Below are 25,411 nucleotides of genomic sequence, written 5' to 3'. Positions count from 1 at the left end.
TACCTGATCATGAGCGAATCCACTGGCCTCAACGTCGTCGTCCTCGCCGGAGGCATCTCGCATGAGCGCGACATCTCGCTGCGCTCGGGTCGCCGGGTCGCCGACGCGCTCACGGCCGCCGGGCACCGAGTCGTGCTGCGCGACCCCGATGCCGGACTGCTCCCGTACCTCGCGACCGAACGACCCGACGTCGTATTCCCGGCCCTGCATGGATCGAGCGGTGAGGACGGATCGCTGCTCGACCTGCTCGCCGCCCTCGGGGTCGCCACGGTCGGCTCGACGGGAGCGGCTGCCCGCCGCGCGTGGTCGAAGCCGGTCGCGAGCTCACTGCTCGCGCTGGCGGGTGTCGCAGTTCCCGAGTCGATCGTGCTCTCGCACGAGGCCTTCCGCGAGCTCGGCGCCGCGAGCGTGCTGCGCGTCGTGCGAGACCGGCTCGAGGGCGACCTCGTTGTGAAGCCCGCCTCCGGTGGCTCGGCCCAGGGGGTCTCGATCGTCGACCACCCCGACGGCCTCGCGCGTGCGATGGTCGAAGCATTCACCTACGACGACGTCGCCGTCGTGGAACGTCGCATCACCGGCACCGAGATCGCGATCCCGGTCGTCGACACCGGCGCGGGCCCGACCGCGTTGCCCGCGGTCGAGATCGAGCCGACCGCGGGGGTCTATGGTTTCGACGCTCGCTATAACGCGGGGGAGACCACGTTCTACGCACCGTCGCGTCTCGGCGAGGCGGACCTCGCCGCCGCCACGGCCGCCGCGATCACGGCGCACTCGACCCTCGGGCTGCGAGACCTCTCCCGCGTCGACTTCATCGTGGATGCCTCGGGCACCCCCTGGTTCCTCGAGGCCAACGTGCTCCCCGGCCTGACCGAGACGTCCCTCGTTCCGCTCGCGATCGAGGCGTCGGGATCGACGGCCTCGGAGCTGTACAGCTCACTCGTGCGTTCAGCGCACGCGCGCTCGGGCGCATGAACAATCGGGCCTGCCCCGAAGGACAGGCCCGATTCTGCGTGATTTCAGTTCGTCAGGAGCCATTCTCCCGGCGGAACATGCTCACACGCCGTCGAGTTCCTCGCCGAGTTCCGTCAGAATGCGGCGAAGATCTTGGACGGTCGCGAAATCAATGCTGATCTGGCCTTTCCGGGCGCCCAATCCGATCTTGACCCGCGTGTTCAGACGGTCGCCCATGCGAGTGGCCAGATCGTCCAGGAAATCCTGACGCTTGCCCGCCGACGGCTTCACTCGGGCCGCGGCCTTAGGCTCCTGCGAGGCGATGGACTCCGCAGCCCGGACCGACAGCTCTTCGTTGACGATCTTGTCGGCGAACCGCTGCATCTCATCGGGGTCGCCGACCGAGAGGATCGCACGCGCATGACCCGCGCTCAGGACGCCGGCGGCGACTCGGAGCTGGACGGCCTCGGGAAGCTTCAGCAGTCGGAGGGTGTTCGAGATCTGCGGTCGGGAGCGACCGATGCGACTCGCGAGTTCCTCCTGGGTGATACCGAAGTCGGCGAGCAACTGCTGGTACGCCGACGCCTCTTCGAGCGGGTTGAGCTGCGAACGGTGCAGGTTCTCGAGGAGCGCATCGCGCAGCATGTCCTCGTTGGCCGTGTCCTTGATGACCGCGGGGATGGTCTCGAGACCGGCCGCCTTCGTTGCGCGAAGTCGACGCTCTCCCATGACGAGTTCGTACTTGCCGGACTGGTCGGGGTGGGGACGCACGACGATCGGCTGGAGCACGCCGAACTCGCGAACGCTGTGCACGAGTTCCGCGAGGTCGTCGGGGTCGAAGACGCTACGCGGCTGCACCGCATTGGGCACGATGTCATTCGGGTCGAGGCGCGCGAGTCGCGCACCGGGCACGGTGATGAGCTCCTCGGCCGTGGCGGCCTGCTCGACCGCGGCGACCGCGGTCGCCGGCGTCGAGTCGGCGTCGGGGAAGAACACGTCGACGGGCCGGTTGGCCCGGGAGCCCTCGTCGACGGTCGGGATGAGCGCACCAATGCCTCGGCCGAGTCCGGTTCGCTTGCTTGCCATCAGTTCGACTCCTCGGTGTTCGCAGCGCCGCGCCGGGCGATCTCGGCCGCTGCCTCTCGGTACGACAGCGATCCGCTCGACGCGAAGTCGTAGCTGATGACGCTCTGTCCATAGCTCGGTGCCTCAGACACGCGAACCGACCGGGGGATGATCGTCTCGAGCGTCTGGGTGGGGAAGTGGTCGCGGACTTCCTGCGCGACCTGCTGAGCGAGATTGGTGCGCGAGTCGTACATCGTGAGCAGGATCGTCGAGAGGCGCAGCTCGGGATTGAGGTGCTTCTCGATCAGCTCGATGTTACTGAGCAGCTGAGACAGACCCTCGAGCGCGTAGTACTCGCACTGGATCGGGATCAGAACCTCGCGGGCGGCGACGAACGCATTGATCGTGAGCAGTCCGAGCGACGGCGGGCAGTCTATGAACACGTAGTGGTACGGCTCATCCATCGACGCGAGGTGCGCGTCGAGCGCGCGCCGAAGCCGCTGCTCGCGAGCCACGAGCGACACGAGTTCGATCTCGGCACCGGCGAGGTGAATGGTCGCGGGCACGCAGTCGAGCGCCTCGTGCTCGGTCGACGGCTGGATGACCTCAGCGAGCGGAAGATCGGAGACGAGCACCTCGTAGACGCTCTGCTGCTCGGATCGGTGGTCGACGCCCAGGGCGGTCGACGCGTTCCCCTGGGGGTCGAGGTCGATGACGAGCACCCGCGCGCCCGAACGGGCGAGTGCCGCTGCCAGGTTCACGGCGGTGGTCGTCTTGCCGACGCCGCCCTTCTGGTTCGAGATCGTGAGCACGCGGGTCTTGGCCGGCTTGGGGAGCACGGCCTCCTCGAGTGCGATACGCCGACGCGTTTCGTCGGCAAGTTCGTAGGCCAGGGGAGTTCCTCCGTGATCGATCGATGTTTCACGTGAAACATCGCTGGTGATGGGCTGCTCGACGACGACCGACTGGGGTGTCTCGTCCTGGGTGAGCTCAGGCGGCACCGCCGCCTCGAGGATCGCGGGACGACCTTCCGGCTCGTCGCGAGGTGTCGGCGCGGGCATCGGCGTGACGGGTGCGGCGGGGGAGGAGCCGGTGGGCGTCTCCACCGGCGATGCTGTGACTTCTTCGACCTCCGCCGGCTCGGTGGCAACCGGCTCAGTCGCAAGCGGCTCAGTCGCAACCGGCCGAGCGTCGATCGGCTCGGCCTCCATGAGCTCGGGTTCGGCCATCGCGGGTGTCGTCGGGCTCGCCTGCGCGGTGGACGGCTGCGACGCCGTGGGCGTGATCGTCGGTGCTTCGGCTGCGTCGTCAGCCGAACGGTTCGCCGCGTGGTTCGCTGCCGGATGAAGCGCGGTGGCCGTATCGACCGCGGCATCACCGACGATCTCGCGGATCAGATCCTCGAGCAGGCGGTCGGGACCGTGATCGGCGTCGTGAGGGTGCCGGCCCGCGTCGGGACCGGCGACATCGTCGCTGAGGGCAGCGGCCGTCGCGGCATCCCAGTCGATCGCGCTCGGCGTCGTATCTTCGCCAACCGGATGTTCGCTGGGGGCCGACACCTCGACCGGAGCCGCCGAGGACTCGACGGGCCCGTCCTGGAATGGCGCGTTGAGGCCGGACCCGGCAGGAGGATTCGCATCCTGGCCTGATGGCTCGGGCTCTGCCGGGGTCATGGGCGTGGTCTCAGGCGGAGCGACCTGGGCTTGCTCGGCTTGCTCGGCCTGCTGGGAGCGTCGACGGTGGAACCATCCTCGTCCCCCACCAGGCGTCATCCGTCGTCTCCCAACCACATGGATCGGTCGGGCGACTGCGGCGCCACGACCCGAGAATCAAGCTTAACTGCCGCCGACGACGAGCGCCCGCCGAATCCCGGTCGTATGCGCTGGATGTGGCGATCTCTGCGATGTTTCACGTGAAACGGCAGTGCCCGAATGGGTGCGAGGGCTGGAACGGGTCGGCGATGCGTTTCACGTGAAACGGGAAAGGTGGTCATGGGGCTGTTGCGTTCGCGCGCCGCGGCTCGCTGCGGAGCGTTGCGCCCTCGTGGGCTCTGTCGAAGTGCGGTCCGCGTCCTACTCGATGGGATCCGTCCGAGGTCCTGCACGCCACAGGAGGCGCCCTTCCGATCACCCATTCGACCCGGTCAAGGCCGCACCTGAAGCTCGTCCACGAAAGCCGGGCGGCGGGCAACGGCGGGCAGCGGGGCGCAGCGGTTGACGACCGGCGACGGGGGACCCGACCCGCGCCCCCCGACCCGCGCCCCGCGACCCGCGCCCCGCGACCCGCGCCCCGCGGCCGGCGATGGACCGGCGACATACGACGGGCAACGGGCGATGAGGCCGCGGGGGCTTGGCAGCCGGCCGCCGACGACAGGCAGCCAGGCGAGCAGGCATCGTAACGCCGAACGGTCAAGTACCGAGGCGCCGCCCGGTGGAGCACCGATGACGCGGCGCGGATTAGCGGATCGGCTGATTGGACGTCGATGACGGGCGTGCGATATCGACTGCCCACGCCAATCCCGCACCTTGAGTCGCCGCCGACGTCTGCAGAGAGCGGACCGCCGGCACGCGAAGCGCGGTCGCTGATCCCGCACTTGGGCGGACGAGATCTGCCTCGTTCGGGGTCGACGACAGTGGCGCTACCTCCTTCGTCGCCGGGCGTCGACGCTCATGACGAATCATCTGCGCATGGAGCCCCCGGCTTCGCGCACGGCCGACGCGAGTTCAGCTTCAGCCACGGACTCCGCACCCGACGGGCGAACCAGTGGGGCGAGGGCGCCCCGAGCATCGCGACCGAGTGACATGGCAGTCATGAGCTCCCGAACGCTCGGAGACCTCCAGTGGCCGCCAGAAACTCGCGCTCAGCAGCGACGCGCTCCGCGCTCGAGGACCATTTCGACGGGAGCACCATGATCCGTGTCTTGGCGGTGTGACTCCGAGCGATCGCGCAGATCGATCACGAGGTGCTTCTGCCACCAGCGCGCCCTCGTCGACGCCTCGAGGCATCGCGCCGAAGTAGTCGCCCCGTCTCTTCGATGGAGGAGGCCGACCCGGATCGCCGGTCGATCTGCCGATCGTTCGGTTGGAGCACCGTTGCCGACTCCCGACTTCTACTCGGGGTCTGAACTGGGCACCACCGGCGATCCATGGCACTGCCGCGTCCCGCGCCGACGGAACGGCGGATTCCCCGAACGGCCCGGCGAACTGTGATCGGGGATGACGGGCGAGGCCGGTCGCTCGTTGCCGTGCTCAGCGCCGCAGCTCGTCGAAGAGAACGGACCACGGGACGCACTCGATCAACGACTGCCGTTCGTCACGTGGAAAGCGTTGCGCGACGCTCCGCAGCGTCTCGTGCAGGCCCGATCGGTCGACCTCGGGCGGCCCCGATGCTCAGCGCAGCCACACCCTCGGCCGACACGACGGATCTTCCACCCTCGCTTCAGCATGCGGGATCGCTTACCTACTCACGCCCGCCGATGCGCAAGGTCCAGGTAGCCTCCGGCGACAACATGGTTCCTCCTGACCGCCGAACGGCCCGACGCGCTACGCAGCCGTTTTCAGGAGCCCAACGAAGCAGCCGCGACCACGTGCTGCACGACACATGCTGCCGAGCGTGTCATCCGCAAGCTCGGCCATCCGACCGCACCCTGATTCCCCATCCGTATTCGGATGCGGATTTCACTGCTTCGCTGATGTTTCACGTGAAACATCAGGCACGGACCGAGTGGAATCGTCGGCGCCGCGCGTCGGGATGGAAGGAAGGAATGCGACACCGGTGTCGACCAAAGCAGCGTCGGCGACGCCTGCCGATCGCGAGGTGGACCCGGTGGCCAGTTCTTCTCGGGGCCGCTTGCGATCTGGTGGAAGGGGCAAGGTCTCGCTTCAGCCGCGACACTCGCCCGACCTCGTCTCGCGCCGCACGTCACCGGATCACTCCACCGTGGCCGGATCCCTCCACCACGACGGAATCCCTGCGCCACCCCGGTGCCGCTTCGACCGACGCGGGATGCGCGAGCGCACGATCGGCTGCGCCGAGATCGAACAATCTCAAACTACTCCCGCCGACCACCGGTGCCGAATCGGACCCGCGGAACAATGCGTCCCGCAAAGGGCTTCAGCGACCCGGCGGCATTGACGATTTGCCGCAGCGGGCAGCGCGTCCGTGATTCAACTCCAAACGATCCAGCCGGAGAGAACAGCCGTGCAACGGAGGCACCGGCTCGCGCTGTCGGCCCGTGCGGCGGTCGGCCCCTCGTGGTCCGGGGCCTTCTGCCGAGGTCGGTCCGCCATCCGCCATCCGCCATCAGCGACGACGACGCGACCCTCCACGATCTCGACCCGAGCGCCGGTGGCGGTCTACCGATCACGCAGATCCTGCCCGGCGCGCAGATACAGGCGCTGACCTACTTGTCGCCCGTGCACGATCACGGGCGAGTCGGTTCGCGCGGACTCGGGCATTCCAGTACGTGGAGCGCACCAGCAGCGCGTCGCAACGCCCGTCATCGAGGCCATCAGTCACCTGAGGGCCGCACACGCCCTCATCGTCATCGAGTCGCCTCCACGAAACCGACCGTCGCGGCGGCCGCTCTGAACTCGGCGACTCGCGACCGTCTTCTCGGCGGAACCGGGCGCGACTTCTGATGGCCCGTCCCTCATCGAACACCACGCTCTCCACTCGCCATCGAGCGGGACCCTGAGTTCGGCCAGCCCGCTTGTCACGGAGCCGGCGCTCGCAGCCGCACTGGAACGCGGCGACCTGCGACCACGCGTCATCGGTGGGACCGAGCGCGCAGTCGGCTGGACCGACCTCGTCGATCGCGCGGCCCGCAGGGGCCTCGGCCGACGGTGGAACAGACTGTCGAACCGCGGGCGGCGAGGGTCCACACCCGATCGGGTGCGTCATTGCCGCCGCCCAAGCGCTTCGCCTGGTCTCGGGCCAGGCCACGATCAGCCTGACTGCGCGTTGCGATGGCTCAGTGCCAGCGAAGCTGGACTCCGACGCCTACGCTGTCGGGAGCAGCGTGAGCCCGCACCGTTTCACGTGAAACATCAGCCCGCCATCACGCCGCGACACGTCGCGAGCGATCAGTCGACCACCGCGCGGAACACCCGGGTGACCTCGCCGTCGGGAACCACACCCGCGCCGAGCACGAGCACCTCGACGTCCCGAAGCCGGTGCTTGCGGATGACCTTCTCGGCCTTGCCGATCTCGGCCTCGACGCTCGCACCCTTCATGAGCACCAGCTCGCCGCCGGGACGAACCAGGGGAGCGGTGACGGGGATGAGGGTGCGCAGGGCGCTCACCGCGCGCGCGGTCACCTGGTCGAGCGATTCGAAGAGCTTCGATTCCTCCGCGCGCGCCCGCACCACGGTCACATTGTCGAGCTCGAGTTCCGCGGCCTGGCGTTCGAGCCAGGCGACACGTCGCTCCATCGGCTCGATGAGCACCAACTGCACATCGGGACGGATGATCGCGAGAACGAGACCCGGAAGTCCTGCGCCCGAGCCGACGTCGCCGACGCGCCCCGGATGCAGCAGTGGTGCGACGAGTGCGCTGTTCAGGATGTGCCTGGTCCACAACCGGGGCAGTTCCAGCGGGCCGATGAGGCCCAGCTCCTCACCGTGACGCGCAAGCGCCTCGGTGAAGGCGCGCCCCTTGTCGAGGTGCTCGCCGAACAGTTGTCCCGCCGCAGCCGGTTCGGCTTCGAGTCCGTCGGTCATCGTTTCACGTGAAACATCGAAGCGGGCTCGTCAGCCGACACGCGTGATGACGGTGTGGCGGTCGGCTCCCTCGCCCCGCGACTCCGAGTGGAAGCCCTGCTCGGCGACCAGGTCGTGCACGAGCTTGCGCTCGTACGACGACATCGGGGGGAGTGCGGCCTCGGATGCTCCGCCCTCGATGCGCTCGACCGCTCGCGACACGAGGGTCGCGAGCTCGTCGCGACGTGCGTCCCGCGAACCGCCGATGTCGAGGATGAGGCGCGAGAACGAACCCGTCTTCGTCTGCACGGCGAGGCGCGTGAGTTCCTGCAGTGCGCTCACCGTCTCGGGCTTCGAGAGGAGGCGGAGGTTGGCGCCCTCACCGGCGTTCACCGAGACGTAGGCGCGACCGTTGCGCGCATCGATGTCGATGTCTCCGTCGAGGTCGGTGATGTCGAGCAGTTCCTCGATGTAGTCCGCGGCGATGTCGCCCTCTTCTTCGAGCTGGGCGGTCGAGCGCTGCTCGGCTTCGTGCTGAACGTCGGTCATCGTCTTACTTCCCCTGCTTCTTGGCGCGCGACTTGCTCATCGGCTGCTGCCGCTGCGTCTTCTTCTCTTCGACGACGATCGTCGTGCCCTCGTTCTTGTCTTCGACGACGAGCTTGCCCTTCTTGGCGAGACGGGCTTCGCGGGCCTTCGCGGCCTCACTGCCTGGGGTCGGCATGTTGCGGATGACGACGAACTGCTGGCCCATGGTCCAGAAGTTCGAGACGAGCCAGTAGAACATGACGCCGAGGGGGAAGGCCACACCGGAGAAGGCGAACACGAGGGGGAGCAGGTACAGGAGGATGCGCTGCTGGCGGAACATCGGGCTCGCCTTGGTCTCGGGCGACATGTTCTTCGAGACGATCTGCAGCTGCGTGATGAACTGCGAGGCGGTCATGAGCACGATCATCGCGAGGGCGATGATCATCGTGTTCGCGCTGAACGCCTCCCCGGCGATCATGAGGTTCCACTGCTGGATGAACGTCGAGTTCAGGGGCGCACCGAGGAACTCGGCATTGGCGAACGACTCCGCGAGTGCCGGCGTCAGGGCGCCCACGCCGCCGCGCTCGGCGTGGATCGAAGCGTCGTTGAGCACCGAGAACAGCGCGAAGAAGATCGGCATCTGCAGCAGCAGCGGCAGGCACGACGAGAGCGGGTTGGTGCCCGTCTTCTTGTAGAGCTCCATCGTCTCGCGCGACATCGCCTCGCGAGAGAGCTGGTCCTTCTTGCCCTTGTACTTGTCCTGGATCTTCTTGAGCTGCGGCGCCACCTCGAGCATGCGGCGCTGGCTCTTGATCTGGCGCACGAAGATCGGGATGAGCGCCGCGCGCACGACGAGCACCAGGCCCACGATCGACAGCACCCACGTGATACCGGCGTTCGGGTCCATCCCGAGGAAGTCCCACAAGGAATGGAAGGCGACGAGGATCAGCTCGACGGCCCACTTGATGGGCCAGAGGATGATGCTGATGGGATCCATGGGTGGCGGTCAGTCCTTTCGGGACGGGCTGGGGGAGGAGATCATGGCGGCGGCCGCGGGCTGCACCCGCTGCGCCGAGAATTCGTGGGATGCCGCGTGGCCGGCGTGCGACGTGTGATCGTGCGGGCTCGAGGCCGAGGCATCCGACTTCACGTACCCGGCGGGAAGCACCCAACCGAACCGAGTCACGCGGTACCGGTCGTGCCGGGCCGGCCGCACGTCGTCGATGCCGCCGGGTGACCACGGATTGCAGCGGAGGATGCGCCACGCGGTCAACAGCGAACCGATGACGAGACCGCGCTGCTGCACCGAACCGAGTCCGTAGGCCGAGCACGAGGGGTAGTACCGGCAGACGTCGCCGTAGAGGGGCGAGATCAACTTGCGATAGGCACGGATCAGCAGCACCCCGAGATTCCGGGGGATGAGCACGACGAAAAGGGCGAAGTCACGCATGCGACTCGCCCTGGTGCTGTGGTGTCTGCGTCGGGGTGCGATGGGGGGCCTTCGAGCGCGCCCCGCGCTTCTCGACGGCCCGGATCACGTCGGCCCGGAGTGCCGCCCAGTCGGCGTCGGCCGCCGACGGAAGCGCCCGCACCACGACGTCGGTGCCCGCGAAGCCGTCGCCGAGCACCTCGTAGCACGCCGCCTTCAGGCGACGACGCACGAGGTTGCGACGCACCGCGCCGCCGACCTTCTTCGAGACGATGAAGCCGAAGCGCGCGTCGGTGCCCGACTCCCGTGAGCGCATATAGCTCACGGTGTGGGCACCGGCGACCTTCGCACCCCGGCGCACGATGACTCGGTAGTCGTCGGCGCTCGTGATGCGATTGGCTTTGGCGAGCACCGAAGAATTACGCGGACAGTTCGGTGCGGCCCTTGGCGCGGCGTGCCGACAGGATGGCACGACCGGCGCGGGTGCGCATGCGAAGGCGGAAGCCGTGCTTCTTGGCGCGACGACGGTTGTTCGGCTGGAACGTACGCTTGCTCATTCTTCTTCTCCGGCTGTCGGATCTCCTCGCCGGGAAGTGGCTGCGACAGGTGCTGCAGCGCGGCGGCGGGAAAACTGGGTGCCCGAAAGGGCTGGGGTCAACTGATTAAAACTACGGCCTCGACGGCCCGCGGTCAAACCGACGAGCGCGCGGGAGGGCGCAATTCGAACCCCACAGTATCGCCCGAACCTCGACGCCTCCTGTGGAACGACACGCCCGCGCTGTCGAATCCTCCCATCGGCATTTGTCGGCGGCGGCATCCTCGGATAGCGTTTGACACCAGTTATCCCCAGCTTCGTGCGCGGAATCACGGGCGAGTTCCCGAATCTCCCCACAGGCGGTGGAAAACACTGTGAACACACGCCTCGCGCCGCTCGCTTCGTCGATGGGGGATCGATGAGCGGCCCACGAGAGCACCGAAACTTGATTGCGGGGAACGATGACCGAACAGCCCATTTCCGAGACGTGGGCGACGATCCTCGATCGACTTTCCGACGACGAAGCGATCACTCCGATGCTCCAGGGTTTCCTCAACCTGGTCGAACCGAAGGGCATCGCGGCCGGCACCTTCTACCTCGAGGTGCCCAACGACTTCACCGCGAGCATGCTGAACCAGCGCATGCGCGTCTCGCTCCTCTCGGCGATGAGCGCGGTCGAGGCGCCGTCGCCGGTGACCTCGTTCTACGTGGTCGTGAACCCCGAACTCGAAGAGGCGAGGGCGGCCGCCGAGCAGCAGGCCGGCTACGCGACCGAACCCGACCCGGTCGAACTTCCCGCCTCGCCGCAGTCGGTGTTCGAGAACACCAGCCCCGTCTCGCCGCGCGACACCCGGCTCAACCCGAAGTACTCGTTCGACAGCTTCGTCATCGGCCAGTCGAACCGCTTCGCCCATGCCGCAGCGGTCGCCGTGGCCGAGGCGCCGGCGAAGGCCTACAACCCCCTCTTCATCTACGGCGACTCGGGGCTCGGCAAGACGCACCTCCTGCACGCCATCGGCCACTACGCGATGAGCCTCTATCCCGGCATCCGAGTGCGGTACGTCTCCTCCGAGGAGTTCACGAACGACTTCATCAACTCGATCGCCAACAACCGCGGTTCCCTCTTCCAGCAGCGGTACCGCAACATCGACATCCTGCTGATCGACGACATCCAGTTCCTCCAGGGCAAGGCGGAGACCCAGGAGGCGTTCTTCCACACCTTCAACACGCTGCACGACCACAACAAGCAGGTCGTGATCACGAGCGATGTGCCGCCGAAGCACCTCACCGGCTTCGAGGACCGGATGCGCAGCCGGTTCGAGTGGGGCCTCATCACGGACGTCCAGGCGCCCGACCTCGAGACCCGCATCGCGATCCTGCGGAAGAAGGCGCAGTCCGAGCGTCTCCAGGTCCCCGACGACATCCTCGAGTACATGGCGTCGAAGGTCTCGTCGAACATCCGCGAGCTCGAGGGCACCCTCATCCGCGTCACGGCGTTCGCGAGCCTCAACCGCACGCCGGTCGACATGCCGCTCGTGCAGACCGTGCTCAAAGACCTCATCACGGATGACTCGGACAACGTGGTCGCGCCGGTCGACATCATCACGGCGACCGCCGAGTACTTCAAGCTCACGGTCGACGACCTCTACGGTTCGAGTCGTTCGCAGGCCGTCGCGACCGCGCGCCAGATCGCGATGTACCTGTGCCGCGAGCTCACGAACCTGTCGCTGCCGAAGATCGGTCAGCTGTTCGGCAACCGCGACCACACCACGGTGATGTACGCGAACAAGAAGATCTCGGAGCTCATGAAGGAGCGGCGTTCGATCTACAACCAGGTCACCGAGCTGACCGCGCGCATCAAGCAGACGACCCGCTACCGCTGAGTCGATTCTCCCTTCGGTCGAGTACCGCGCGACAAGGAGCACGCGTATCGGAACCCGGTGCCCGGCGTCGAACGCGGCCGACCTGGTTTCGATGCGCGTCGCCGCTGCGCGTCGGCGATGCGCGTCGGCGCCACTCGACCGGCGAATGGCGTCCGGAATCCACCTCTGCACGCCCTCTGCAGACCATCTCCGAACGCTTCCCACAGTTGTGGAGAACCTGTGGATTGTTAACGAGCAACCGCGACGCGACTGTTGACACCGTTCTGCGCCCTGTGCAGAACACCGTTCGGCGATCCGGGCGCGCTCGAGGCGTCCGCGCTCGAATCCACACGGTGTGCACAGATGCGACGGCCTCGGATCGGCATCGTTCCGCGGGTCTCCGAACACCATCCACAGTTTCCACAACGGTTAACACCGTTAAGAGAGAGATGGTTAAGGGTCGATTCCCACAACCTCGAGGTCGGCGGGCGTCGAGCGAGGGGTCCGGACGGTCGATCGCGACGTCGAACACGGTGGAACGATCACCCGGCGGGCCCGATTCACCGGCACCGCGATCGGCTCTGCGGATAGCATGGGAGCCACCAAGCGACATCCACGACGGGAGAACCGTGAAGTTCCAGGTCAATCGCGACGTCTTCAGTGAGGCCGTTTCCTTCGCCGTCAAGCTGCTGCCGCAGCGCACCACGCTGCCGATCCTCTCGGGCGTGCTGATCCAGGCGAACGCCGACGGCCTCGTGCTCTCCTCCTTCGACTACGAGGTGTCCTCCCAGACCGAGATCCAGGCCGACGTCGAGGAGCCCGGCACCGTGCTCGTCTCCGGTCGCCTCCTCGCCGAGATCGCCGGCCGCCTGCCGAACGCGCCCGTGCGCGTGGCCACCGAAGAGAGTCGCATCTCGGTGAGCTGCGGCTCCGCGAGCTTCACCCTCCTGTCGATGCCCGTCGAGGAGTACCCGTCGATCCCCGAGATCGGCGAGCAGTCGGGCCTCGTCCCCGCCGAGGAGTTCGCTGCCGCCGTCGCACAGGTCGCCGTCGCCGCCTCGCGCGACGACGTCACGCCCGTCATCACCGGTGTGCAGCTCGAGGTGCGCGAGAACAGCCTCGGCCTCGTCGCGACCGACCGCTACCGCGTCGCGGTACGCGAGATCGACTGGGACGGAGGCGGCGTCGCCGGCGGCGACGCCGAACCGGTGACCGCGCTCGTCCCCGCGCGCACGCTGCAGGAGGTCGGCAAGACCTTCGGGCACTCGGGCAACATCTCGGTGGCGATCACGAGCCGCGACGACCGCGAGCTCATCGCGTTCAGCGCCGACAAGAAGACCGTGACGTCGCTGCTCATCAAGGGCAACTTCCCGCCCGTGCGCCGGCTGTTCCCCGACACGGTCGACAACTACGCGGTCATGAACACGGCCGACCTCATCGAGGCGACCCGTCGTGTCGCCCTCGTGCTCGAGCGCGAGGCCGCACTGCGCTACAGCTTCTCGGCGGACGGACTCACGCTCGAGGCGATCGGCTCCGAGCAGGCGCAGGCGTCCGAGTCGATCGATGCGATCCTCACGGGCGACGACACCGTCGTGTCGTTGAAGCCCCAGTTCCTGCTCGACGGGCTCGGCGCCGTCCATTCCGAGTTCGTGCGCATCTCGTTCACGAAGACCGAGAACCCGAACAAGCCCGGACCGGTGCTCATCACGAGCCAGACCTCGCGCGAGCAGGCCGGCTCCGACAGCTACCGCTACCTGCTGCAGCCCAACCTGCTGCTGCGCTGAGCCCGGGCATCCCCGGCGTTCTCGGGTCGCTCGTCGCGCGACGACACCACCGTTTCAGGATCTCGGAAGCCATTCAGGACGAAATCGTCGATTCCGTCCTGAATAGCGGACTCATTCCTGAAACGGTGTCGTTGGCGGCGCGGTGCGCTGCTGCAGCATCGCGGATGCCTCGCGGCGGTGTCGGCAGCCGCCGGTAGCGTTGTCGTGGTCGATCGAGAGGAGTGGTGCCCGTGCACGTCGCGCGCCTCTCGTTGACCGACTACCGGAACTACGCCCGCGCGGAACTCGAGCTCGGTCCCGGTGCGACGGTGCTCGTGGGGCGCAACGGCCAGGGCAAGACGAATCTCGTCGAGTCGATCGGCTACCTCGCGACGCTCGGCTCGCATCGCGTGTCGAGCGACCAGGCGCTCATCCGGGCCGGCGCCGACGCGGCCATCGTGCGCGCGCAGCTCGCCCACGGCGATCGGCGTCTGCTCGTCGAACTGCAGCTCAACCGGCAAGGGGCGAACCGCGCGCAGCTCAACCGTTCGCCGGTGAAGACGCGTGAGCTCCCGCGCTACGCCCACAGCGTGCTGTTCGCGCCCGAAGACCTCGCGATCGTCCGCGGCGAACCGGGTGTGCGCCGGCGCATGCTCGACGAGCTGCTCGTGCAGCGCGCGCCGCGCCTCGCGGGCGTCATGTCCGACTACGAGCGGGTGCTCAAGCAGCGGAACTCCCTGTTGAAGAGCGCGCGGGCGCGCGGTCTGGCCGCCGACAAGCTCACCACCCTCGACATCTGGGACGAACGGCTGGTCGAGCTCGGCACCGAGCTCATCGACCAGCGGGTCGCGCTCGTCGCCGAGCTCGGCGAACCCGTCGCCGCAGCGTACCGCTCGATCGTCGGCGCCGACCACCGGCCCGAACTCCGGTCGGTGCTCTCGATCGACGGCGGCGACGTCGACGCGGAGGGCGCGGGTCTCGAGGCATCGCCGGCCGGTGAGGAACCGCCGGTGCGCAGCGATTCCGCGCATCGCGACCCGTCGGAGGAACCCCGATCGGCGAGCACGACGGCCGAACGGTTCGCCGCCGCGCTCCGCGCGCTCCGCGGCAAGGAGCTCGAGCGCGGGGTGACCCTCGTCGGGCCGCATCGCGACGACGTGCTCCTGCTGCTCAACGGGCTTCCCGCGAAGGGCTACGCGAGCCACGGGGAGTCGTGGTCGTTCGCCCTCGCGATCCGGCTGGCGTCGGCCGAGCTCCTGCGCCGCGATTCGGCCACGGGCGACCCCGTGCTCGTGCTCGACGACGTGTTCGCCGAACTCGACCGCCTTCGGCGGCAACGGCTGGCCGAGGCGATCGGCGGGTTCGAACAGGTGCTCGTCACCGCCGCCGTCCTCGAAGACGTGCCGGCGCCGCTCACGGCGCGTATCGTGCACATCGAGGCCGGTCGCATCGTGGAGACCGAGACCGAGACCGAGACCGAGACGACCGCCGAAGACGGAGAGGAGGCCGCCGATGACTGACGTCTCCGAAGCCGCCCGCGTCTACCGCCACTTCCGCGAGATCTTCGGCGGCGAGCCCCGAGTGCGACCCGGCCGCGCGAAGGTGCGCACGCGCGAGGCATCCGGCAGCCAGCCGTTCACCCCCGGCCGCGACCCGAAGCCGCTCGCCGCGACCCTCGACGGGCTGAGTTCCCAGCTCGGCTGGACGGGCCCGCTCTCCCAGCACGACGTGCTCGCGTCGTGGGCCGACATCGTCGGCGACGAGACGGCCCGCCACTCCGAGGCGATCGCGATCGAGGGCGGCGTGCTGCAGGTCAAGTGCGAGTCGACCGCCTGGGCGACGCAGCTCCGCCTCATGCGCACCCAGCTCGTCACCGAGATCGTCTCCCGGTTCCCCGGGGCGGGGGTCGAGACCATCCGCTTTCAGGGGCCCGACGCCCCCACCTGGAAAAAGGGTCCCAGATCGGTTCCAGGCCGCGGTCCTCGCGATACCTACGGCTGACGAGACGAAAACGGTCGCCCGACCCGAGTTATCCCCGGAGAGGGCCCGTCGGAGGCCGGACGCAAGGCTCCGTTTGATAGGATCGACTGTCGCCAGAACGACGGTTTGGAGCCCGATTCACCCATGACAGCGGAACCGACGAAGGCCCAGAGCGCGCCCGAATACGGCGCAGACGCGATCCAGGTTCTCGAGGGCCTCGAAGCGGTACGCAAGCGGCCCGGCATGTACATCGGATCGACCGGGCCCCGAGGGCTCCACCACCTCGTCTACGAGATCGTCGACAACTCCGTCGACGAGGCGCTCGCGGGCTATGCGACCGAGATCGACGTGACGATCCTGCCAGACGGCGGCATCCGCGTCGTCGACGACGGTCGCGGCATCCCCGTCGACATCCACCCGACTGAGGGCCGGTCGACCGTCGAGGTCGTGCTCACCGTGCTGCACGCCGGCGGCAAGTTCGGCGGCGGCGGGTACGCGGTCTCGGGCGGCCTGCACGGCGTCGGCTCCTCGGTCGTCAACGCCCTCTCGTCGCGACTCGAGGTCGAGGTCAAGCGCCAGGGGCACGTCTGGCGGCAGGCGTTCAACGTCGGCGTCCCCGAGGCTCCGCTCTCGAAGGACGAAGCGAGCGACGAGACCGGCACGACGACGACGTTCTGGCCGAGCGCCGACATCTTCGAGACCGTCGAGTTCGACTACGAGACGCTGCGCACGCGCTTCCAGCAGATGGCGTTCCTCAACAAGGGGCTGCGCATCACGCTCACCGACGAGCGCGCCGGCCACGACGTCGTCGACCCCGACGACACCGCCGAGGCCGACACGGACGCCACGTCCGGCGGTCCGCGCACCGACACCTTCCTCTACGAGCGCGGCATCACCGACTACGTGGAGTTCCTCAACAAGTCGAAGCGCGCCGAACTCGTCAACGACGAGATCATCTCGTTCGAGGCGGAGGACACCGACCGCAAGATCGCGCTCGAGGTCGCGATGCAGTGGACGACGGCGTACACCGAGTCCGTGCACACGTACGCGAACACCATCAACACGCACGAGGGCGGCACGCACGAAGAGGGGTTCCGTGCGGCGCTCACGACGCTCGTGAACCGCTACGCCCGCGAGAAGAACATCCTCAAGGAGAAGGACGACAACCTCTCCGGCGACGACGTGCGCGAGGGCCTGACGGCCGTCATCTCGGTCAAGCTCGGCGAACCGCAGTTCGAGGGCCAGACGAAGACGAAGCTCGGCAACACCGAGGCGAAGTCGTTCGTGCAGAAGGTCACGGCCGACCAGCTCGGCGACTGGTTCGAGCGCAACCCCACGCAGGCGCGCGACATCATCCGCAAGGCGATCCAGGCGGCGACCGCCCGCATCGCGGCGCGCAAGGCGCGCGAGGCGACCCGCCGCAAGGGCCTGCTCGAGTCGGGTGGAATGCCCGGCAAGCTGAAGGACTGCTCCTCGAAGGACCCCTCGATCAGCGAGATCTTCATCGTCGAGGGCGACTCGGCCGGCGGCTCGGCCGTGCAGGGCCGCAACCCCGAGACCCAGGCCATCCTGCCGCTGCGCGGCAAGATCCTGAACGTGGAGAAGGCCCGCCTCGACCGCGCGCTCGCGAACAACGAGGTGCAGGCGATGATCACGGCGTTCGGCGCCGGCATCGGCGAGGACTTCAACACCGAGAAGGCCCGGTACCACAAGATCGTGCTCATGGCCGACGCCGACGTCGACGGCCAGCACATCACGACGCTGCTGCTCACGCTGCTGTTCCGCTACATGCGGCCGCTCATCGAGCTCGGCTACGTGTACCTCGCGCAGCCGCCGCTGTACCGCCTCAAGTGGTCGAACGCCGACCACCAGTTCGTCTACTCCGACCGCGAGCGCGACGCGCTGCTCGTCGACGGCCAGGCGAAGGGTTGGCGCATCCCGAAGGACAACGGCATCCAGCGCTACAAGGGTCTCGGCGAGATGAGCTACCAGGAGCTCTGGGAGACCACGATGAACCCCGAGACCCGCACGCTGCTGCAGGTCACCATGGACGACGCGGCCGCCGCCGACGAGATCTTCTCGACCCTGATGGGCGAGGACGTCGAGAGCCGCCGGAACTTCATCCAGAAGAACGCGAAGGACGTGCGTTTCCTTGACATCTGATGTGATCGAGCCCGGTATCGGCGACAACGGCGAGGGCCCCGGCATCCACGGCAGGATCGACCAGGTCGACCTGCAGCTCGAGATGCAGCGGTCGTACCTCGACTACGCGATGAGCGTGATCGTGGGCCGCGCCCTGCCCGACGTCCGCGACGGGCTGAAGCCCGTGCACCGCCGCGTGATCTACGCGATGTACGACGGCGGCTACCGCCCCGACAAGGCGTTCTCGAAGTGCGCCCGCGTCGTCGGCGACGTCATGGGCCAGTTCCACCCGCACGGCGACACGGCGATCTACGACGCGCTCGTGCGCCTCGTCCAGCCGTGGAGCCTGCGCTACCCGCTCGCGCTCGGGCAGGGCAACTTCGGTTCGCCCGGCAACGACGGCGCCGCAGCCCCGCGATACACCGAGACGAAGATGGCTCCGCTCGCGCTCGAGATGGTGCGCGACATCGACAAGGAGACCGTCGACTTCCAGGACAACTACGACGGCCGAACCCAGGAGCCGTCGATCCTGCCGGCGCGCTTCCCGAACCTCCTCGTCAACGGCTCCGTCGGCATCGCCGTGGGCATGGCGACGAACATCCCGCCGCACAACCTCCGCGAGGTCGCGTCGGGTGCCCAGTGGTACCTGGAGCACCCCGAGGCATCCCGCGAGGAGCTGCAGGAGGCGCTGCTGCAGCGCATCAAGGGACCCGACTTCCCGACTGGCGCCCAGATCCTCGGCGTGAAGGGCATCACCGACGCGTATCGCACGGGTCGCGGCTCGATCACGATGCGGGCGGTCGTCGAGGTGGAGGAGATCCACGGTCGCACGTGCCTCGTCGTCACCGAGCTGCCGTACCAGGTCAACCCCGACAACCTCGCCATCAAGATCGCCGACCTCGTGAAGGACGGCAAGATCTCGGGCATCGCCGACATCCGCGACGAGACCTCGGGCCGCACCGGCCAGCGCCTCGTGATCGTGCTGAAGCGCGACGCGGTCGCGAAGGTCGTGCTGAACAACCTGTACAAGCACACGCAGCTGCAGGAGAACTTCGGCGCGAACATGCTCGCGATCGTCGACGGCGTGCCCCGCACGCTCTCGATCGACGGGTTCGTCGCGCACTGGGTCGACCACCAGATCGAGGTCATCGTCCGGCGCACGCAGTACCTGCTGCGCGAGGCCGAGGCGCGCATGCACATCCTGCGCGGCTACCTCAAGGCGCTCGACGCCCTCGACGAGGTCATCGCCCTCATCCGGGCGTCGGCCACGGTCGACATCGCGCGCGACGGCCTGAAAGAGCTGCTCGACATCGACGACCTGCAGGCCGACGCCATCCTCGCGATGCAGCTGCGCCGGCTCGCCGCCCTCGAGCGCCAGAAGATCATCGACGAGGCGAACGAGCTCGAGGCGAAGATCGCCGACTACAACGACATCCTCGCGACGCCGGCGCGCCAGCGCACGATCGTCTCGGAGGAGCTCGCCGAGATCGTCGACAAGTACGGCGACGAGCGCCGCACGCACATCGTGCCGGGCTTCGACGGCGACATGTCGGTCGAAGACCTCATCCCCGAGGAGGAGATGGTGGTCACGGTCACGCGCGGCGGCTACGTCAAGCGCACGCGCAGCGACAACTACCGCTCGCAGCACCGCGGCGGCAAGGGCGTGAAGGGTGCGCAGCTGCGCGCCGACGACGTGGTCGACCACTTCTTCGTCACGACGACGCACCACTGGCTGCTGTTCTTCACGAACATGGGCCGGGTCTACCGCGCGAAGGCGTACGAGATCCAGGAGGCCGGCCGCGACGCGAAGGGCCAGCACGTCGCCAACCTGCTCGAGATGCAGCCCGACGAGGAGATCGCCGAGATCCTCGACATCCGCGACTACGAGGCCGCGAAGTACCTCGTGCTCGCGACCCGCGGCGGCCTGGTCAAGAAGACCGAGCTCACGGCCTACGACACGAACCGCTCGCGCGGCGTCATCGCGATCAACCTCCGCGACGGCGACGAACTCGTCTCGGCCATGCTGGCCGACGAGCACGACGAGGTCCTGCTCGTCTCGAAGAAGGGCATGTCGCTCCGCTTCGAGGCGACCGACGAGGCGCTCCGCCCCATGGGCCGCTCCACGTCGGGCGTGAAGGGCATGGCGTTCCGAGAGGGCGACGCCCTGCTCGCGGCGAACGTCGTGCCCGGTTCCGGCCCCGAATCCGGTGAAGACGCTGAGAACGCCGCGGATGCCTCGGCGGAGGCCGAGGGCGGTCGGTACGTGTTCGTCGTCACCGAGGGCGGCTACGCCAAGCGCACCGCGGTCGACCAGTATCGCCTGCAGAACCGCGGCGGCCTGGGCATCAAGGTGGCCAAGCTGAGCGAAGACCGGGGCGACCTGGCCGGCGCCCTCATCGTCGGAAGCGACGACGAGGTGCTGGTGGTTCTTGCCAGCGGCAAGGTGGTACGCTCCGATGTCGCCGAGGTCCCCGCCAAGGGCAGGGATACGATGGGCGTCGTCTTCGCGAAATTCGCGGTGGACGACCGGATCATCGCCATCGCGAAGAATTCCGAACGGAATCTCGTGGAGGAGGCCGCCGAGTCCGATGCGGCCGAGCCCGCGGGAGAGGAGTAATCGTCTATGAGTAGCGTCGCCGAGAAGCTGGCCCGGAAGTCGAGCAAGCGCCCGCCGGCCAAGCAGGTGCGCCTGCGGCTCGTCTACATCGACTTCTGGTCGGCGGTGAAGCTGTCGTTCCTGGTCGCGGTGTGCCTGGCCGTCGTCTCGATCGTGGCGACGTTCCTCATCTGGACGGTGCTGAACTCGACCGACGTCTTCAACAAGCTCAACGAGCTCGTGAAGGACGTGGCGGGCACGGGCGGCGACCTGTCGTCGGTGCTGTCGCTCGGCAACGTGATGGGCTTCGCGATCGTGGCCTCGCTCCTGAACCTCGTGGTGACGACCGCGCTCGGCGCGATCCTCGCCGTGCTGTACAACCTGAGCGTCAAGATCACGGGCGGAATCCTGGTCGGCTTCACCAACAATTGAGCCGAGTTCGGCTCGATTCGGACTTTCGCCCGGAGTCGGGTAGTCTGTCCTTCGGCCGAAATTCGGGGATATAGCTCAGGCGGTTAGAGCGCTTCGCTGATAACGAAGAGGTCCGAGGTTCAAGTCCTCGTATCCCCACTCCAAAACTCCACATCGCAGGTGCCCTCGGGCACCTGCCGAGGGGCCTTAGCTCAGTTGGTAGAGCGCCTGCTTTGCAAGCAGGATGTCAGGAGTTCGATTCTCCTAGGCTCCACCCTCATTTCGTTCGAAGCGCGTGATCTTTCCGCTCCGTCGAACGGGTCCGTTCCGCTAATCTTGAGCCATACGCACCGGCGATCCCGGCGTACCTCGATCACAGCGAAAGGCCCACCACGATGGACATGTGGACGAACTTCTGGAACATCTTCAGCGGCCTCTTCGGCGTCTTCGTCTTCGTCGCGTATCTCGCCGTCCTGCTGACGATCGTGCTCGACCTCTTCCGCGACCCGAAGCTCGCCGGCTGGGCGAAGGCCGTCTGGCTGATCTTCCTCGTCTTCGTGCCGTTCGTCACGGCCCTCGTGTACGTCATCGCGCGCGGCCGCGGGCTCGCGGAGCGCGAGCGGGCGAAGCGCAGCATCGAGCAGGAGTACATCGACGACCGCGGCAACGTCTCGCAGGCCAGCGTGACCCCCGAGGTCGCGAAGGCCCAGGCGCTCGGGGGCGACCCGTCGATCGGTCGTTCCGCGTACGACTCGGTGCAGAACGACTCGATGATCCAGGGCTGACCCGGTTCGACCCGCAGCGCGCGCGGGTAGTGTTGCGGAATGGATATCCGCATCGCCGCGTACGCCGTGATCATCCGCGACGGCGAGATCCTGCTCTCGCACTGGAACGAGCACGGTCGCTCGGGCTGGACGCTGCCGGGCGGCGGGATCGAGGGCGACGAGCATCCGGTCGTCGCCGCTCGGCGGGAGGTCGCGGAGGAGACCGGCTACGAGGCATCCATCGATCGTCAGCTCGGCATCGACACGATGATCATCCCCGCGGCGAAGCGCCGCACGGGCGCGGCGCCGCTCTATGCGATGCGCGTGATCTACCGGGGGAGCGTCACGGGCGGAGAACTGCGCAACGAGGTCGGCGGCTCGAGCGACGAGGCGCGGTGGGTGCCGCTCGATGAGGTCGTGCACCTCAAGCGCGTGAGCCTCGTCGACATCGCCCTCCGCCTGAACGAGGCGGAACCGGCCGACGGCGTCCCGCCTGCTGCGTGAGCGAACGCCCGGTGCGCACGCGCCCCGGGGATCACCCCGCCTGCGCGAGCATCCAACCGTAGATGTCGTCGCCGAGGCTGCCGCTGTACGCCTGGTCCCACCCGTCGTGGAAGAGGTCCGGGTAGACGCTGAGCTTCGCGAGCCCCGGGTCGATTCCCGGGCACGACTGGAGCGCGGTCATCGGTTCGATGCTGCCGCGCGGATCGACGACGTCGTCGAGCTCGCCGTGCACCGCCCAGATGCCGACCTCGCCGAGGTCGCAGGCGGCGGTCGCCCATGCCGGCCGGCCCTCGCCGGCGACCGGCACCGCGGCGGCGATCTGCTCGTCGCCGTACGCTGCGAGGTACTCCCACACGCCGAAGCCGCCGCACGAGAGCCCGGTCAGGTACACCCGTGACGGGTCGACGTGATAGTTCTCGACCGCGTAGGCGATGAAGTCGTGCAACTCGCCGGGCGTCGTGCACGCGGTCGGCGCCACGTGGTCCGTGTCGTGCTGCCACTGCATCGCGCATGAGCCGGGCCACGGCGCGGACTCGTCGCAGGGGGCCGCCGACCCCGCATCGATGTGCTGGGTCGCGAGGACGACGAACGGGCGCTCCGACGGCCAGCCGCCGACGGCGATGAAGCGCGGGATGCCGGTGCCGTACAGCAGGCCGAGCTGCTCGGCCGAGCCGTCGCCGTTCTCGCCGTAGCCGTTCGCCGCGATGAGCAGGGGGCTGCCGGCGGCGGCCGGGTCGTAGTCGGGAGGGAGGTACTCGACGTAACCCATGCCCGCGTCGGTCGAGCCGAGCGGATGTTCGGTGAGCCGCGAAGCGGAGTCGGTGCCGACGAGCGGGGCGACGATCCCGCACAGGTCCTCGAAGAACGCGGGATGCGGGGCCGCGACGCGGGCGTCGAGGAACTCGAAGCCGTCGACGGCGGGTTCGAGGATGTACGAGAACCGGATGCCTCCGCGATCGCGCGAGACCACCCGGCCGTCCGAGTCGGTGACGACCACCGGCTGCCCGGCCTCCTGCGAGGCGGCGAGGTAGCGGCCGTCGCCCAGGTCTTCCACCGGAAGGTTCACGAAGGCCTCGTCCACGGTGAGGTCGAACCATTCGCCGTCGGCGTTGGTCCACCGTTCGCTCAGGTGGAGCACCGACGTCGCGTAGATGAAGCCGGTGCGGCTGTCGAGGCGTTCGACGACGTTGCCGGTGAGCGAACCTGCGACCTCGATCGGGTACCCGCAGTCCCAGTTCACGTACTCGTAGGCATCGGCGACGGGGTATCGCTCGGTCGAGCTCCGGGCGTCGGCGGGTGCGGCGCCCAGTGCGAGCATCGCGGCCACGAGGCCGGCGATCGCGAGACCGGTCGCCGTTCGGGTCGGGAATCGAGTCGCCTGACGCATGTCGCCTGCTCCGTTCCACGCGTGGTCCGTCGTGAACGGACCCGTATGGCACGGAATCTACGCCCCGTCCGGTGCCCCCGAACCCCCAGTCCGGGAGGGTCCGGGGGTCAGGCGGCGCGCGGCGCCGGCACGACGTCGTCGTTCCGACCGAGGTCGAACCGACGGCGACGTGCCGGCGTCGCGGAGCCGGTGGATCCGGCCGAGGTATCCCGTGCGGGGGAGGGGGCGAGGGGGGACGGCGCCGCCGCGATGGCGGCGGCGCCGTCGGTGGTGGTGATCATCGTGCTGGACATGCGAGGTGTCCGATCACAGGTGGTGGGCGACGAGGGCGACGCGCTGGACGTCGCCGCCGCGGACCCGGTGCGCGAGGCGGGTGTTCTGCTGACGCAGGAGCACGGCCTCGTGCGAGAGACGCTCGCTCTGGCGGCGGCTCCACGCGATGAGCGCGAGCCCGGCGCGCAGGGCGATGCGCTCGTTGAGTCGGTGCGCCTGGACGCGCACGTCGGTGGCCTGTCGCTGCGACTGGCCGAGGGCGAGAGAACTGGTGTTCACGGTGTGTCCTTCATTCAAGGGTGTTGGATGGTGCACCGGTCGGTGCGGAGTGCGTCGCCGCGGAAGCGGCGACGACGTCGAGGGGTGATGCGACGACGGCGGACATCTGGTCCGGTCACCGGGTGAGTCGCGGCTGGGCCGCGTGCCGTCGAGGTGGAGGCGAGGCATCCGTTCGCTCGCTCCGACGGAAGGTCGGGCATGACGGATGCTGCGGGGTTGCCGCGGCTCGCACCTCGAGGGTGGCTGGGCGTCAGCGGATCAGAACGATCGGCGAAGCCCGGGGCGGAGAACTAGCAGGCCGGAGCGGCGAGGAGGATCGTCGAGCGGCCGGCCGTGAATGCTGGCGTGAAGATGTACTTCATCATCGGGATCAACTCCTCTCTTCGTCTCCGGCGCGTTTCGCACCGAGATCAGACACTAGCGGGGAATTCACGCCGACCGCAAGGCGATTTCTCAGATTTCTTCGAAATCAGTGCAGGCCCTGAGGGGAGCGGCGTCAGGAGCGGGCTTCGACGGTGCGTTCGGCCGACTGGATGACGGCCTCGACGCCGAGCATGAACAGCTCGCGATCCTCGAGGTCGAGCAGCCGCGTGTTGATCGAGGTGATCAGCGGGTAGCGGCGCGGATCGGCCAGGAGCGGCCCGTCGAACCACGGGCTCGGTTCGTCGTCGGGAACGCCGTGCTCGCGTTGCTCGCCGCGGGCGCGCGCGATGCCGGCGGCGCTCGAGAGCACGTGCGACGCGAGCAGGGCGTAGTGGCGCACGAGGTCGTCGCCGCTCAGGCCGGCGATCGTGAAGCAGTCGAGCATGAGCTCGATCGCGTCGAGCTCGCCGGTGCCGTGGGTCGTGAGCACGGTCGCCTCGACGCCGATCGGCGGGTGCTTCGAGAACTGGTCGAGCGTCGCGGCGGCCATCTGGCGGAGGCGCTCGCGCCAGTCGTCACGATCGGCGGTGACCGACTCGACGCTGCGTCGCGTCAGCTCGTCGAGCAGGGCCTGCATCAGCTGGTCCTTGTTCCGGAAGTGCCGGTAGATGGCCGTCGGGTCGGCGCCGAGGTGGGCGCCGAGCTCCCGCACCGAGAGCGAGGTCGACGCGGTGGCGGCGAGCTCGAGGCCCGCCGCGATGATCGTCTCGCGATCGAGGCGGGTCTTGCCCGCCGAGCCGGAGGTGTCGCGCCGTCGCGTGGTGCTCGTCGGCATCTGGACTCCCTTCGGCTGCGGTGCCTCTTCATGCTGCCACGCCCG

The 25,411-nt window shown here is 68.2% G+C and carries 23 protein-coding genes and 2 tRNA genes; 13 read left to right on the top strand and 12 right to left on the bottom strand.

Annotated features, from left to right (window positions below; translation table 11 throughout):
• The first annotated feature begins 9 nt into the window (after positions 1 to 9).
• Positions 10 to 972: a D-alanine--D-alanine ligase family protein gene (locus tag AC3RJ7_RS15715; protein WP_491456782.1), complete on the top strand. Its 963-nt coding sequence runs from the start codon at positions 10 to 12 to the stop codon at positions 970 to 972.
• A gap of 81 nt (positions 973 to 1,053) precedes the next feature.
• Here the strand turns inward: AC3RJ7_RS15715 and AC3RJ7_RS15710 are convergent, their stop codons facing one another.
• Both AC3RJ7_RS15710 and AC3RJ7_RS15705 read right to left on the bottom strand, forming a co-directional pair.
• Positions 1,054 to 2,037, bottom strand: a complete 984-nt coding sequence (locus AC3RJ7_RS15710; RefSeq protein ID WP_491456781.1) for a ParB/RepB/Spo0J family partition protein — start codon at positions 2,035 to 2,037, stop codon at positions 1,054 to 1,056.
• Positions 2,037 to 2,930: a ParA family protein gene (locus tag AC3RJ7_RS15705; protein WP_491456974.1), complete on the bottom strand. Its 894-nt coding sequence runs from the start codon at positions 2,928 to 2,930 to the stop codon at positions 2,037 to 2,039. The genes AC3RJ7_RS15710 and AC3RJ7_RS15705 overlap by 1 nt, the downstream gene beginning before the upstream one ends.
• Positions 2,931 to 3,359: 429 nt before the next feature.
• On the opposite strand from AC3RJ7_RS15705, the gene AC3RJ7_RS15700 reads away from it, so the two are divergent.
• The gene (locus AC3RJ7_RS15700) at positions 3,360 to 3,665 is read left to right on the top strand and encodes a hypothetical protein (RefSeq protein WP_491456780.1); all 306 of its coding nucleotides are present in this window, start codon (positions 3,360 to 3,362) and stop codon (positions 3,663 to 3,665) included.
• A 3,435-nt stretch (positions 3,666 to 7,100) separates the two neighbouring features.
• On the opposite strand, the gene rsmG is transcribed toward AC3RJ7_RS15700, so the two are convergent.
• Genes rsmG through rpmH form a run of 6 tightly spaced genes read right to left on the bottom strand, consistent with a single transcriptional unit; the run spans position 7,101 to position 10,229 of the window.
• The gene (rsmG, locus tag AC3RJ7_RS15695; protein WP_491456779.1) at positions 7,101 to 7,736 is read right to left on the bottom strand and encodes a 16S rRNA (guanine(527)-N(7))-methyltransferase RsmG; all 636 of its coding nucleotides are present in this window, start codon (positions 7,734 to 7,736) and stop codon (positions 7,101 to 7,103) included.
• Positions 7,737 to 7,766: 30 nt separating this feature from the next.
• Entirely contained in the window at positions 7,767 to 8,264 is a 498-nt protein-coding gene (locus AC3RJ7_RS15690; protein ID WP_491456778.1) for a Jag family protein, read from the bottom strand.
• A gap of 4 nt (positions 8,265 to 8,268) precedes the next feature.
• Entirely contained in the window at positions 8,269 to 9,240 is a 972-nt protein-coding gene (gene yidC / locus AC3RJ7_RS15685) for a membrane protein insertase YidC (RefSeq protein WP_491456777.1), read from the bottom strand.
• 9 nt (positions 9,241 to 9,249) lie between these two features.
• Positions 9,250 to 9,693 carry a membrane protein insertion efficiency factor YidD gene (gene yidD, locus AC3RJ7_RS15680; RefSeq protein ID WP_491456776.1) on the bottom strand — a complete coding sequence of 148 codons (444 nt, stop codon included), beginning with the start codon at positions 9,691 to 9,693 and terminating at the stop codon, positions 9,250 to 9,252.
• Positions 9,686 to 10,084 carry a ribonuclease P protein component gene (gene rnpA, locus AC3RJ7_RS15675; protein WP_491456775.1) on the bottom strand — a complete coding sequence of 133 codons (399 nt, stop codon included), beginning with the start codon at positions 10,082 to 10,084 and terminating at the stop codon, positions 9,686 to 9,688. Before rnpA ends, yidD begins: the two co-directional genes overlap by 8 nt.
• Positions 10,085 to 10,091: 7 nt before the next feature.
• Entirely contained in the window at positions 10,092 to 10,229 is a 138-nt protein-coding gene (gene rpmH, locus AC3RJ7_RS15670; protein WP_022889115.1) for a 50S ribosomal protein L34, read from the bottom strand.
• Between the two features lie 439 nt (positions 10,230 to 10,668).
• On the opposite strand from rpmH, the gene dnaA reads away from it, so the two are divergent.
• From dnaA to AC3RJ7_RS15615, 11 genes are all read left to right on the top strand, one after another.
• A complete protein-coding gene (gene dnaA / locus AC3RJ7_RS15665; RefSeq protein WP_491456774.1) occupies positions 10,669 to 12,090 on the top strand; it encodes a chromosomal replication initiator protein DnaA in 1,422 nt (473 codons plus the stop codon).
• A gap of 608 nt (positions 12,091 to 12,698) precedes the next feature.
• On the top strand, positions 12,699 to 13,853 hold the full coding sequence (gene dnaN / locus AC3RJ7_RS15660; protein WP_491456773.1) for a DNA polymerase III subunit beta: 1,155 nt from the start codon (positions 12,699 to 12,701) through the stop codon (positions 13,851 to 13,853).
• 230 nt (positions 13,854 to 14,083) lie between these two features.
• The gene (gene recF, locus AC3RJ7_RS15655) at positions 14,084 to 15,352 is read left to right on the top strand and encodes a DNA replication/repair protein RecF (RefSeq protein ID WP_491456772.1); all 1,269 of its coding nucleotides are present in this window, start codon (positions 14,084 to 14,086) and stop codon (positions 15,350 to 15,352) included.
• Positions 15,345 to 15,833 carry a DciA family protein gene (locus tag AC3RJ7_RS15650; RefSeq protein WP_491456771.1) on the top strand — a complete coding sequence of 163 codons (489 nt, stop codon included), beginning with the start codon at positions 15,345 to 15,347 and terminating at the stop codon, positions 15,831 to 15,833. Before recF ends, AC3RJ7_RS15650 begins: the two co-directional genes overlap by 8 nt.
• A 123-nt stretch (positions 15,834 to 15,956) precedes the next feature.
• Positions 15,957 to 17,975, top strand: coding sequence for a DNA topoisomerase (ATP-hydrolyzing) subunit B (gene gyrB / locus AC3RJ7_RS15645; RefSeq protein WP_491456770.1), 2,019 nt, complete (start codon positions 15,957 to 15,959; stop codon positions 17,973 to 17,975).
• Position 17,976: 1 nt separating this feature from the next.
• Positions 17,977 to 20,571 carry a DNA gyrase subunit A gene (gene gyrA, locus AC3RJ7_RS15640; protein WP_491456769.1) on the top strand — a complete coding sequence of 865 codons (2,595 nt, stop codon included), beginning with the start codon at positions 17,977 to 17,979 and terminating at the stop codon, positions 20,569 to 20,571.
• 6 nt (positions 20,572 to 20,577) lie between these two features.
• Positions 20,578 to 20,982: a DUF3566 domain-containing protein gene (locus AC3RJ7_RS15635; RefSeq protein ID WP_491456768.1), complete on the top strand. Its 405-nt coding sequence runs from the start codon at positions 20,578 to 20,580 to the stop codon at positions 20,980 to 20,982.
• Positions 20,983 to 21,046: 64 nt separating this feature from the next.
• Positions 21,047 to 21,120: transfer RNA gene (locus tag AC3RJ7_RS15630), tRNA-Ile, on the top strand.
• A 42-nt stretch (positions 21,121 to 21,162) separates the two neighbouring features.
• A tRNA-Ala gene (locus AC3RJ7_RS15625) sits at positions 21,163 to 21,235 on the top strand.
• 121 nt (positions 21,236 to 21,356) lie between these two features.
• Entirely contained in the window at positions 21,357 to 21,746 is a 390-nt protein-coding gene (locus tag AC3RJ7_RS15620; protein ID WP_491456767.1) for a hypothetical protein, read from the top strand.
• A gap of 39 nt (positions 21,747 to 21,785) precedes the next feature.
• Complete coding sequence (locus AC3RJ7_RS15615; RefSeq protein WP_491456766.1) at positions 21,786 to 22,229, top strand: NUDIX hydrolase; 444 nt, start codon at positions 21,786 to 21,788, stop codon at positions 22,227 to 22,229.
• A gap of 31 nt (positions 22,230 to 22,260) precedes the next feature.
• Here AC3RJ7_RS15615 and AC3RJ7_RS15610 read toward each other — a convergent pair whose 3' ends face one another.
• The 4 genes from AC3RJ7_RS15610 to AC3RJ7_RS15595 all read right to left on the bottom strand — a co-directional run bounded on the left by AC3RJ7_RS15610 (position 22,261) and on the right by AC3RJ7_RS15595 (position 25,366).
• Complete coding sequence (locus tag AC3RJ7_RS15610) at positions 22,261 to 23,616, bottom strand: carboxylesterase family protein (RefSeq protein WP_491456765.1); 1,356 nt, start codon at positions 23,614 to 23,616, stop codon at positions 22,261 to 22,263.
• A gap of 107 nt (positions 23,617 to 23,723) precedes the next feature.
• Positions 23,724 to 23,909, bottom strand: coding sequence for a hypothetical protein (locus tag AC3RJ7_RS15605; protein WP_491456764.1), 186 nt, complete (start codon positions 23,907 to 23,909; stop codon positions 23,724 to 23,726).
• Between the two features lie 13 nt (positions 23,910 to 23,922).
• The gene (locus AC3RJ7_RS15600) at positions 23,923 to 24,168 is read right to left on the bottom strand and encodes a hypothetical protein (protein WP_491456763.1); all 246 of its coding nucleotides are present in this window, start codon (positions 24,166 to 24,168) and stop codon (positions 23,923 to 23,925) included.
• A 496-nt stretch (positions 24,169 to 24,664) separates the two neighbouring features.
• Positions 24,665 to 25,366 carry a TetR/AcrR family transcriptional regulator gene (locus tag AC3RJ7_RS15595; protein WP_491456762.1) on the bottom strand — a complete coding sequence of 234 codons (702 nt, stop codon included), beginning with the start codon at positions 25,364 to 25,366 and terminating at the stop codon, positions 24,665 to 24,667.
• Positions 25,367 to 25,411 lie beyond the last annotated feature (45 nt).

This window comes from Agromyces solani (assembly GCF_058349925.1).
Note: the sequence above shows the minus strand (reverse complement) of the source record. Positions and strands in the feature narration are given on the sequence as shown.

What these genes read in the sequence shown, in the direction of transcription:
- AC3RJ7_RS15620 (WP_491456767.1), top strand. Translation starts at nt 21,357, where the DNA reads ATGGACATGTGGACGAACTTCTGGAACATCTTCAGCGGCCTCTTCGGC.
- dnaA (WP_491456774.1), top strand. Translation starts at nt 10,669, where the DNA reads ATGACCGAACAGCCCATTTCCGAGACGTGGGCGACGATCCTCGATCGA.
- AC3RJ7_RS15715 (WP_491456782.1), top strand. Translation starts at nt 10, where the DNA reads ATGAGCGAATCCACTGGCCTCAACGTCGTCGTCCTCGCCGGAGGCATC.
- rpmH (WP_022889115.1), bottom strand. Translation starts at nt 10,229, where the DNA reads ATGAGCAAGCGTACGTTCCAGCCGAACAACCGTCGTCGCGCCAAGAAG.
- AC3RJ7_RS15610 (WP_491456765.1), bottom strand. Translation starts at nt 23,616, where the DNA reads ATGCGTCAGGCGACTCGATTCCCGACCCGAACGGCGACCGGTCTCGCG.
- AC3RJ7_RS15615 (WP_491456766.1), top strand. Translation starts at nt 21,786, where the DNA reads ATGGATATCCGCATCGCCGCGTACGCCGTGATCATCCGCGACGGCGAG.
- AC3RJ7_RS15700 (WP_491456780.1), top strand. Translation starts at nt 3,360, where the DNA reads ATGAAGCGCGGTGGCCGTATCGACCGCGGCATCACCGACGATCTCGCG.
- rsmG (WP_491456779.1), bottom strand. Translation starts at nt 7,736, where the DNA reads ATGACCGACGGACTCGAAGCCGAACCGGCTGCGGCGGGACAACTGTTC.
- AC3RJ7_RS15635 (WP_491456768.1), top strand. Translation starts at nt 20,578, where the DNA reads ATGAGTAGCGTCGCCGAGAAGCTGGCCCGGAAGTCGAGCAAGCGCCCG.
- gyrB (WP_491456770.1), top strand. Translation starts at nt 15,957, where the DNA reads ATGACAGCGGAACCGACGAAGGCCCAGAGCGCGCCCGAATACGGCGCA.
- yidC (WP_491456777.1), bottom strand. Translation starts at nt 9,240, where the DNA reads ATGGATCCCATCAGCATCATCCTCTGGCCCATCAAGTGGGCCGTCGAG.
- AC3RJ7_RS15650 (WP_491456771.1), top strand. Translation starts at nt 15,345, where the DNA reads ATGACTGACGTCTCCGAAGCCGCCCGCGTCTACCGCCACTTCCGCGAG.
- AC3RJ7_RS15605 (WP_491456764.1), bottom strand. Translation starts at nt 23,909, where the DNA reads ATGTCCAGCACGATGATCACCACCACCGACGGCGCCGCCGCCATCGCG.
- AC3RJ7_RS15595 (WP_491456762.1), bottom strand. Translation starts at nt 25,366, where the DNA reads ATGCCGACGAGCACCACGCGACGGCGCGACACCTCCGGCTCGGCGGGC.
- AC3RJ7_RS15690 (WP_491456778.1), bottom strand. Translation starts at nt 8,264, where the DNA reads ATGACCGACGTTCAGCACGAAGCCGAGCAGCGCTCGACCGCCCAGCTC.
- AC3RJ7_RS15710 (WP_491456781.1), bottom strand. Translation starts at nt 2,037, where the DNA reads ATGGCAAGCAAGCGAACCGGACTCGGCCGAGGCATTGGTGCGCTCATC.
- yidD (WP_491456776.1), bottom strand. Translation starts at nt 9,693, where the DNA reads ATGCGTGACTTCGCCCTTTTCGTCGTGCTCATCCCCCGGAATCTCGGG.